Annotated in this window: 7 protein-coding genes and 1 pseudogene; 1 reads left to right on the top strand and 7 read right to left on the bottom strand. The window is 38.8% G+C overall.

Annotated features, from left to right (window positions below; translation table 11 throughout):
• Positions 1-264 (bottom strand): annotated as a pseudogene (locus tag BLQ57_RS21035) (helix-turn-helix domain-containing protein); the annotation flags it as partial.
• 165 nt (positions 265-429) lie between these two features.
• Here BLQ57_RS21035 and BLQ57_RS20490 point away from each other — a divergent pair.
• Positions 430-789: a hypothetical protein gene (locus BLQ57_RS20490; protein ID WP_139162849.1), complete on the top strand. Its 360-nt coding sequence runs from the start codon at positions 430-432 to the stop codon at positions 787-789.
• 316 nt (positions 790-1105) lie between these two features.
• On the opposite strand, the gene BLQ57_RS20485 is transcribed toward BLQ57_RS20490, so the two are convergent.
• From BLQ57_RS20485 to BLQ57_RS20460, 6 genes are all read right to left on the bottom strand, one after another.
• Entirely contained in the window at positions 1106-1681 is a 576-nt protein-coding gene (locus BLQ57_RS20485; RefSeq protein ID WP_087941484.1) for a hypothetical protein, read from the bottom strand.
• On the bottom strand, positions 1671-2468 hold the full coding sequence (locus BLQ57_RS20480; protein ID WP_087941483.1) for a hypothetical protein: 798 nt from the start codon (positions 2466-2468) through the stop codon (positions 1671-1673). Before BLQ57_RS20480 ends, BLQ57_RS20485 begins: the two co-directional genes overlap by 11 nt.
• A complete protein-coding gene (locus BLQ57_RS20475) occupies positions 2461-3270 on the bottom strand; it encodes a hypothetical protein (protein WP_139162848.1) in 810 nt (269 codons plus the stop codon). The genes BLQ57_RS20480 and BLQ57_RS20475 overlap by 8 nt, the downstream gene beginning before the upstream one ends.
• A gap of 129 nt (positions 3271-3399) precedes the next feature.
• Positions 3400-3708, bottom strand: a complete 309-nt coding sequence (locus BLQ57_RS20470) for a hypothetical protein (RefSeq protein ID WP_087941481.1) — start codon at positions 3706-3708, stop codon at positions 3400-3402.
• A gap of 475 nt (positions 3709-4183) precedes the next feature.
• Positions 4184-4660, bottom strand: a complete 477-nt coding sequence (locus BLQ57_RS20465) for a nucleoside deaminase (protein WP_087941480.1) — start codon at positions 4658-4660, stop codon at positions 4184-4186.
• Between the two features lie 108 nt (positions 4661-4768).
• The coding region (locus tag BLQ57_RS20460) for a transposase (protein ID WP_139162781.1) at positions 4769-5101 on the bottom strand (333 nt) is incomplete at its 5' end.

Below are 5101 nucleotides of genomic sequence, written 5' to 3'. Positions count from 1 at the left end.
TTTATTGTTCTCAAAATACCGCATCAGGGAATCGTACCGGTTGTTTTTTATGGTTGTCCTTGACGGGAAAAGCTCTCTGAGCTCCTGCTCATTCATGGACAGCAGTTCACCTGCCTGGTAGTCCGATGACAAAAGCCATGAAATATACTGGTTGATTGTATTGCGGGATATACCCAGGGTCAAGGCAATCTTTCTGTTGCTCAGACCATCTCTGTGTAAACTGAAAATCTGTTTTATATCCATCGGATCAAGTACGTTAGCCATCTCGTTTTATCTTTAGAACGACATGGGGATTATTACTTGACCTTTCAAAGTGGCACAAAACGAACCGAAAATAGCTCGTCTATCCTGGCACAGTTTGAACCGAAACAGGTGGCGCAATTAGACCGAAACAGGTGGCGCAAATCAAACCCTTATATCCACCTAAATATGAAACAGAAAAGAAACAACTTTATGTTTTGTCTTTTGGTGATCTTTATGATAACCTCCTGCCTTAGGACCACTGATGAGAAGTGTACTTCAATCCTTACTTCTGAAGACCAAATTCAGGATTCTATTCCCAGTGGGCTAAAGATGGATAATGGGATTTACTCAATTTGGATCAAATTAAAAGGGAAAGTGGATCATGATATTCAATTCAATGAGTTTTCCCTTCCATCTGGTGTAGTGGATACCTTGATCAGGAATCGAGATCAGTATAGTCCTACCTTCCATTATACCATTTCAAATGAAGAGGGAGGAAATGTTGAATTGGATATTTGTGTTGGGTTTTCCTATTCACCCTTGTGATTTGAAAATTTGCCGAGTTAATAGAAATCAATCAAAACCCGGTTCAAGAGGATCGGGTTTTTTCTTGCTTCTAGCCTCTCGCTTCTAAATTTTAAAAATTAATTATGGATAGCCGCTTTCTTACCAGTATTGACAAAAAGACGGCTTATTTTCTGCTGAAAGGATCAGAATCCGAAAGCTTCGGTCTTCGGTCTTCCAACCAGTCAAGCAAAGAAAATAAGGCAAAGGCATGATTGCGGATAATTAGAAAATCAATACACCTTCTTATCCTCTTTCTTCTTCCATAGCTCGAATACTTTTTGGGATTCCTCCCGCTTCACCATTTCAATCTGTAGCTCGCTTTGATTCCTAAGCAAAGAATATTCAATGGGAAAGGGCCTGTGTTGTATGCGGCTATTCCTACGTCCAGATTGCCCAGTTGCTTCCCCACCTCCAGCCCATAGTTGATTTCTTGATAGTAGATTCTTGTGGGTGGGAATACATCATCTGTATAGGTTCTTCTAAATTGGGTAGAAGCCGCGCCAATTGATCCTTCTACATACCAATCTTGAAAATTTCTTCGGTACCCAATGGCAAGAGGAATAATGAGATAGTGAGCACTTCTTAAATCAGCAGATAGATTCTTGTCAGGTGCAGGAAAATAATGAATTCCAGTTCTGAAAATAAACCTTCCTTTTTTTTGCCTTCCTAAATACACTTTCACTGGAAGACCGAAATGAACGGGGTAGCTTTTGCTAAATTGATTAAGTGTTGGACCAACCTCAAGCCCCAAGCCAATATAGTTGAGACCGTTTTTCTCTAGTGGATTTCCAGTTTTTCTACTTTGAGCATAGAGTTGATTACCTATTGTCAAAAAGCCAAAAAGAGCAAGTATAAATAGTTTAGTTTTCATCTTCCCACCAGTTTTCTTTCCATTTTTTTCTTCCCATTACAAATCGGAGACTAAAGGTATGATGCAAAGCACTACCTCTAGAAACTACACGAAATGGATATATTTTATCCGGACTGAGAGTTAGATTATCTCCAGTTCGGTAATCTCCCTGCATCTCTACCATCTCTATAAAGCCCACTCTTCCTGATAGTCTGTAGATAAAATGAAATCGCTTACTCAATTTCCAAAATGCCTCACCTCCTGCTTCCAAGCTAAAATTCACTTTTGAGAGGTTTCGGTCATTATATACAACTGACAAGTTGGTTGGGGGTGCAGGTGAAACTGGAATAGCCGGAAGTCCAGCATATCCTTGACTATTGATGTTCTCTGCCAAAAGGTAGGTATTAAACCCTGCCACTACATTTATTTGAATGTTTCTCCATTTCAATGGAGTGGAATAAATTGCCTTTAGTGGAATTTCGAGCGTATTTGTATAGCTTACATACATTACTGGTCTGTTTAGCATTCTTCGATAACCAGGTTCGTTGTAATAGACTCCAACAGTTCTGGAATATGGGGTGCTGAAAAGCCCGGTTTCCCATCGCCATTTTTCATTGTGTTGATAGGCTAGACTTCCACCAAAAGAAAAACCCTGACCACTTCCCTTAAATAGGTATTGATAAGAATCCTGATACTGTCTCCATTCTGATCGGCTAGCCATAGTAAATCCCATGGACCACTTTCCTTGGGCGAGAGAAGTGGTATGAATTAAGCAACAAACAGAAATTAGTAACAGAAGTTTAGTCATTGAATTTCATTTTGATCTGCAATTCACCTTGAAAGGAGCCTTTTTTGACATAATGGCAAGATTCACTTTCTTTTATTTTAACATTCTTCGCAGCTTTCCATTTGGGTTTACAGAATTTGGAACTACCGTTTATAAAGCTTCCGGAGTTTTGACCAAAGTCTTTGTTAGGATCGCAGAAAGCAAAAGAGCTAATAAAGTTATTTAGGTTACTAGTTAGTCCTATCTGTGCGGTAATTAAACCAAAGCTTACGCTTGCTTTATTTTGGGTTTGTTCTAGTCTAAATCCATTATTGTAGAGCCATGGATCCAACTTAATCGGAATATATAATCCTTCTAAATTTGGGTCGGATAATAAATATGGAAAGTAAACTTTTCCTCTGACAGCAACTGATATCTCGTCAGCTTCAGAAGCCCACCATATACCAAGTCTTCTTCTCTGCAATTTTGTATGGAAACCACTCGTCGCATGCGTCACGTAATTTGTGGACCAGGCCTTGGCTCTGAATCTTCGATTATTTTCAAATACCCATTGACTGGTGATTTCAACTGAGCCTCTCCAGGTATTACCTGGATGGATATATGGTGCTCTTCGATTTGTAGTTCTATTGCAATATGGAAAGTGGAATGGATTAGGACTCCATGGGGCTAAAGCCGCATTGGAATAATCCACCGTTTTCAGCTCCATTTCGGCATTTGCTTGCTCGGTGGTACCAAACAAGAATATTCCGGGCTCTATTTCGTAAAAAGGATCTTCGGCAAAATCATGGGTGGCGTAGATCTCTTTCATTTGTGCGTCAGTCATGGTGGGAAGGAGTTCCTCTATTCTAGCCGTAAAGTCATCATGATACACCCAGGTTCCAAAGGCCGTGTAGCGGACGACCTTTCCATCGATTATCAGTTCCCGCTTTTCATTTACGAGTGATGCTGTAAACTAATCGACGATGATCGAATCTTCTTCAAAATCCCCTCCATTGACTCGAAACAACTCTGGGTTGGACTCAGCGAGCAGAATTTTTCTTTTCCTAAGTGAGACAAAGTTCTTTTCAAAAAGATCCAATTCTTCAACTGGTCGATCGATATTTTTTTCCAAATAATTTGAAAAACTAGGTAAGTTGGAAAAACTGATTCTACCTGAAGGATCAAGCTGCGGTGGAAGAATTTCAAGTTCAGAATTTTCATTTCCAATATTGGTTGCCGGCGCCAATTCTATTTCTTGACAGGAAGAAAAAATAATTCCCAATACTAATAGTATTTGTAAGGTTTTGTAAGGTTTTTCATTTGCTTGGAAAAGTTAAAGTAAGAAATACATAAAGAGTTGTTGGAATTTCTGACGTAATTGAAAAAACAATAGTTTCCTTAGTTTAAAAAATTCCTTGAAAAAGATCTTATATAGAAAATAAGAATGAATTATAGCTTTTGAAGGTTATAGAGCAAAACTCTTCAAAAGAACTTGCCTTTATTCTTTGAAAAAATATTGGTGTGAAATGTTTTTTGGAGACTATAGTTTTCCTCAAAAAAGTCTTTTCTCTAGCCTCTCGATTCTAAATTTTAAAAATTAATTATGGATAGCCGCTTTCTTACTAGTATTGACAAAAAGACGGCTTATTTTCTGCTGAAAGGATTAGAATCCGGAAGCTTCGGTCTTCGGTCATCGGTCTTCCAACCAGTCAAGCAAAGAAAATAAGGCAAAGGCATGATTGCGGATAATTAGAAAATCAATACACTTTCTTATCCTCCTTCTCCTTCCAAAGCTCAAAGATTTTTTGCGATGCTTCACGCATTCCATTGAGCATGGGAATCTTCCGGTCGGCTGGGTCTACTTTGATTTCCTCGTAGATAAAGTCATCATCAAATCCTGCATCAGCCGCATCTTCTTTGGTGCAGGCATAAAAAACTTTACTCGGTCTTGCCCAGAAAATAGCTCCCAAGCACATGGGACAGGGTTCGCAGGAAGTATATACTTCGCAGCCTTCAAGTTGGAAATGACCTAGATTTTTGCAGGCATCCCGGATAGCTACTACTTCTGCATGGGCTGTTGGGTCATTGTTTTTCAGGACACTATTGGATCCTTTTCCGATGATTTTTCCATCTTTGACAATTACGCAACCAAAAGGGCCGCCTTTTTCAGCTTCCATCCCTTCTTTGGCAAGGGTAATCGCTTTTCGCATAAACTCTTTTTGGGAATCTGTCATCAGGTGAAGTTACAGGTTTTAGGTTAGATGATTTGAACCATTTTTAAATTTTCATATTTTTTTTATCAATAAATAATTGATTTTTAGTTGTTTAAAAAGAAATTATGATTATCCGCAATCATGCCAGTATGGGTAAATTGAAGCAATAATGAGTCTGTCAAAGAGTTTTTGACCGAAGTATCTTCTGTTTAGCTTGTAACAAAACTCATCCAGATAGTTCTGCATCATTCGTTCGCTGATCATATGGTATGTCTGCAGGTGTTTCTTTAAGTTACTGATGGCAATATGAACCCATTTGAGGTTAAAATTGCCTTCTTGTGTACCAGAGATTTCTCTGACATGAACATCAATACAATCACTCAGGTCTGAGAAGGTGGTACTTTTATCTGTTTGAAGCACAGCGTTTGAATCAATGTAATCCTTGATTAAATGCTGTGCGGT

This window comes from Algoriphagus faecimaris (genome assembly GCF_900101705.1).
GTDB classification, from domain to species: Bacteria; Bacteroidota; Bacteroidia; order Cytophagales; family Cyclobacteriaceae; genus Algoriphagus; species Algoriphagus faecimaris.
Note: the sequence above shows the minus strand (reverse complement) of the source record. Positions and strands in the feature narration are given on the sequence as shown.